Raw genomic sequence first — 4,595 nt, 5'->3', positions numbered from 1 at the left:
AAGGCTTCATATCATATTCTTCAAATATGACTCGATAATACTTTGCCACAATAGCACCTAACAGGTTTTTAATTGAAGCTAGTATTACCGTTTTAACATCTATTGTCAACCATAAAAATTATACTCCCAGTTGACGGTGCCGGGCATTATACATTGGGTACCTGGCTAAAGTGATTGGACAAATTTAGATGCGTTTACCGTGCGCTCCTTAGGTCCATGAGTTGCCCCCTAACAATACTTTATGATAAAATAAAAACCATTTAAATCGTGTAGTAACAACTTTATGAGAATATATCAATTACGTAGGGCTGTAGGTAATAACAATTTATTAGATGAGCATCAAGAGGAGATACGGTCTTTATTGAAAGGAGACTACCACACAAGTGATTTAGAGAAGCTAAAAGGTTATGATTTATATAGTTTTCGAATAAGCAAAAAAGCACGCTTATTGTTTACAGTGCAAACCATAAATGGTCATCGATGCTTGTTGGTTTTAGAGTATTTACCCAATCATGAGTACGAAAAAAGTAGGTTTTTAAAGTCAGGGTTTTTAAAACAATATCTCGAGAAAGAGCTTGCGACGATAGCCGAAGATGCTCCTATGTTGGAACCTCTAGCTAAAAAAATATTTTCACAAGAAACTTACGAACCATGTGGGATAATAGATGTTTATCAGCGCCAAATGATTAAATTAGATCTAAATCAGGAAAAGGCGTTACAGGTAGCGTTACCTGCGTTATGCAGTGGTCCTGCTGGTGGTGGCAAGAGTATTACTGCGTTAATGCGACTGTACCAGCAACAAACCCAGTTGAGCTTGGGTGAAGAACTCGCTCATCTCCCCTCGCTTTATATCACACAATCAACCGCGTTAGCGCGCGCGATGGAGGCTTCATTTCATGAGTTGCCGCATGACGAAAGAGAACGACCAGTATTATTTAAAACTTTTACCGAATTACTTCAAGAATTAGAATTGGTCAGCAAAATGGTTGGCCGAGAGGAATTTATTAGCTGGTACCAAAAGCGCGTCAAGCATGAGCAAAAGACAACCAAGTTCAGAGAAGATTCTCACCCCAACATGGTCGATGCTGACACAGCGTATCAAGAGTGCTATATTGCATCGGGGTATTCGAAGGAGGATTATGAGAAGCTCAGCACAGAGCAGTCTTCTTTAGATAAGGACAAAAGAGGAGGTCTCTATCTCACTTATGAAGCCTATCTTAAATACCTTAAGGAATCAAATCTGGTTGACCCGGCATTTCATATCTGGAGTACACACTCGCTCTATTCAATGATTGTGGTTGATGAGGCTCAAGACTTTTCGAATCAACAATTACGTACTTTAATGACCCTCGCAAAAGATAAACGTATCCTTTATTTTGTCGACAGCCATCAGCAATTAAATGAAGAAAAATCAAAAAGACCTTTTCTTAGACAACAATGTGGTATCACTAACCACGTCTTGCTTTATAAAATGTACCGTTGCCCGCTAAATGTCGTCGCTGTTGCTAACACTATTAACAGCCTCAAGGTTCGGTGTGTTGGTGGGATTGCCGATCGCGAAGAATTCATTAAGACACAAAGTGCTCAAGAAACAGAGCGACTTGGGCATGTAGTTTTATTTGATAAAGAGTCAATTCAAAAAAGCTCATGGCTAATGCAGCAAATAAAAGGGCCTCATTGTGCAATAATAACTCTAAAAGAGCACATTGAAGAAGCCCGGAGTCTTTTTAAAGACTCCTTACTCATCATGACCCCAGAGCAAGCCAAGGGTTTGGAATACCCTGTCGTAATAACCTATAAGCTTTATAGACCAGATTTTCTCAAAAAGGTGCAAAAAAAATTAGCTAAACTCGGGGATGCCCCCGAACCAACCCATCGGCCTAAAGGAGACGCAGAGTGTGGATTTACCCTCGATTTCAATACGATTTACACAAGCTATACCCGCACGATAGGGGTACTTGTGATATGCGAGCCGGACGCGCGTGATGATCACCCGATAATACAGTCTATAAAGACCCTGATCACGAAAGAGCCTTTACCAGACAAAGACTTGGTGGCTGAAATAAAAGACAGTTGGGACGATGAGATTTTAAGGCAAATACAGGCCGGCAACAATGATTTGGCCCGCTTGATTTTTACCGGAAAATTAGGAGGAAAATCGGATGAGTTCGAGCAGTTTGCTCAATCGAAAATCCAGCTTAAAAAAAACGCCTCTCCGAATACCACTGCATTGCTCGTTAAAGAAGACGCTACGTCCGAAAAAAGAGACGTAAAACCGCTTAACGACTTGCTAAAGCAACCTCCTGCGAGTCCATCTGCCAAAAAAGATACAAAAATTAAGAGCGTAAAGCAACCCTTACCACCAAAAGAACCATCGCAAGCTGCTAAAATAATTGGCAATCTCTTACAGAAAGATCTAAAAGAGGTCACCGACCAATACTTAAAGACGACCCTCTCTCTATTAAACAAGCTGCAAATAAAAAACTCTAGTGAAGAAATTAAACCATTAAAAAACTATTTAACTAAAAATGAGTCTGTTTTTCACGCGTTTGTGAGAGTTGTAGCAAGCAATTATGATATGACTCCATGGATAACAAGCCTTGGATTTGAAAAAAATCAGACGCTAAAAAATATCTTAAAATACATGAAATCATACGGAGCCATCTATCGCGACTCAGGATCCCAAGTGGCCCATTTTGCAGCAGGTAAGGGCGATAACGACATGCTTATGACACTAAAAACCTTTGGTGTCGACTTAAATATACCAGAGAAAGATGGCTTCACACCTGCTCATTTCGCAGTACAGAAGGGGCATGACGCCGTGCTTTGCACACTAAAATCCCTGGGTGCTGACTTAGATCAAACATCAAATAATGGCCACACACCCGCCCATGTCGCAGCACAGCAGGGGCATGACGCCGTGCTTAGGACACTAAAATCCCTGGGTGCTGACTTAGATCAAACAGCAAATGATGGCTACACACCTGCTCATCTCGCAGCACAGCAGGGGCATGACGCCGTGCTTAGGACACTAAAATCCCTGGGTGCTGACTTAAATAAACCAGATAATGATGGCTTCACACCTGCTCATCTCGCAGCGCTGAAAAATAATGAAGCAACGCTTCGCACACTAAAATCCCTGGGTGCTGACTTAAATAAACCAAATAATAATGGCTTCACACCTGCTCATGTCGCAGTACAGCAGGGGCATGACGCCGTGCTTAGGACACTAAAATCCCTGGGTGCTGACTTAGATCAAACATCAAATAATGGCTACACACCCGCCCATGTCGCAGCACAGCAGGGGCATGACGCCGTGCTTCGCACACTAAAATCCCTTGGTGTTGACTTAAATTCACAACAGCATAATGACCTCACACCTGCCCATATCGCAGCACAGCAGGGGCATAACGCAACACTTCGCACACTACACTCCCTTGGTGCTGACTTAAATAAACCAAATAATGATGGCTTCACACCTGCTCATTACGCAGTGCTGCATGGGCGAGAATCGATGTTGGATTTCTTAATAGACTACGGTGTAAATTTGGATGTGCAAATTAAAATCACAAAAAAGAGCCTTCTTAACTTCGCGGAAGAAGCGTCGGATGCTTCAAAAAAAATAGAAACCTATTTTAGTAGGAACAATATACTCGACAATGAGACTGTGCTGCCTTTGTCGCTACTAGACTTTGCCTGCATCATGGACCACAGCAAAATTAACAAACTTCTTTCAAAAAAGCGAACCCTTGATAAGTATAACGAGGTATCCGGAACACCAAAGCCCACATCTTCGGCACCAATACTGACGACTCCCAAGTCAGTCAGTACACTACCAGTTTTTTTTGCAAATCGCGGAGAGGTAACGGAAAAGGTGCAACCAACCATTAACGTAAAAAGCTTTGTTCCTTAGCTCAATAAGGCTTTGTCGCAAAAAGTTGTTTGCCAGGATAGAATCTGCGCTTTGTGTCAGGAATGGTCACCAATGCTTAGGGCGTTGTTGTTATGGACAGCGTGCGTGGGGAGAGCGAGGACGAATCAATGCGGCTTTGTTTCTTAGCTCAATACTAGACCATTATAAGCAAGGATTCAGAAAATAATGATATGCTCTGAGCCCTTTAAATTCTATGTGGTTACCGCTCAATAATGCCGAATAAATATCCTCAAAAGAAAGGCTGGAACGTTCCAAAACAGAAATATAAGCTAACTAATTGGTCAGATTATAAAGGGTCGCGCTACCTCGTGAAAGATTCCGGGACATCCGAGTCCCCGAAATCGACTCGCCAACGCGCGAAGCTAAAGGCCCTGGCCGTCCTGCGTCCGTTAATGTTTGCTCTGAACGAGCAAAGCATTTGCCTCCCACAATGACTGACGCCTTGTCGGATGCCTTATATTTTTCCTGCGGAAAAACATCCGGCTCTAAGGCTACCAGGGACTACGCGCCTCGGCGTTACGCCTTCCTTGGCGCGCAGCGCAAGAATATTCGTGACCGAGCCAATCGAAAGATGATAATCCATAGTGTTTTTTAAATGGCATATGATGTCCCTAGTGCTCACCTTACATCCAACATATAAATCAACAACGGTTGCGTGAAT

General features: G+C 42.5%; 2 protein-coding genes. One reads left to right on the top strand and one right to left on the bottom strand.

The window, feature by feature from the left end; genetic code table 11:
- The first annotated feature begins 283 nt into the window (after positions 1–283).
- Positions 284–3,913 (top strand): ankyrin repeat domain-containing protein, encoded by a 3,630-nt coding sequence (locus ELY15_RS13605; RefSeq protein ID WP_127100953.1) that lies wholly within the window; start codon positions 284–286, stop codon positions 3,911–3,913.
- Positions 3,914–4,388: 475 nt separating this feature from the next.
- Here ELY15_RS13605 and ELY15_RS16465 read toward each other — a convergent pair.
- Positions 4,389–4,595 (bottom strand): hypothetical protein (locus ELY15_RS16465; RefSeq protein WP_233586770.1); only part of this gene is annotated, 207 nt, incomplete at its 5' end.

This window comes from Legionella sp. km772 (assembly GCF_003989735.1).
GTDB lineage: Bacteria > Pseudomonadota > Gammaproteobacteria > Legionellales > Legionellaceae > Legionella.
Note: the sequence above shows the minus strand (reverse complement) of the source record. Positions and strands in the feature narration are given on the sequence as shown.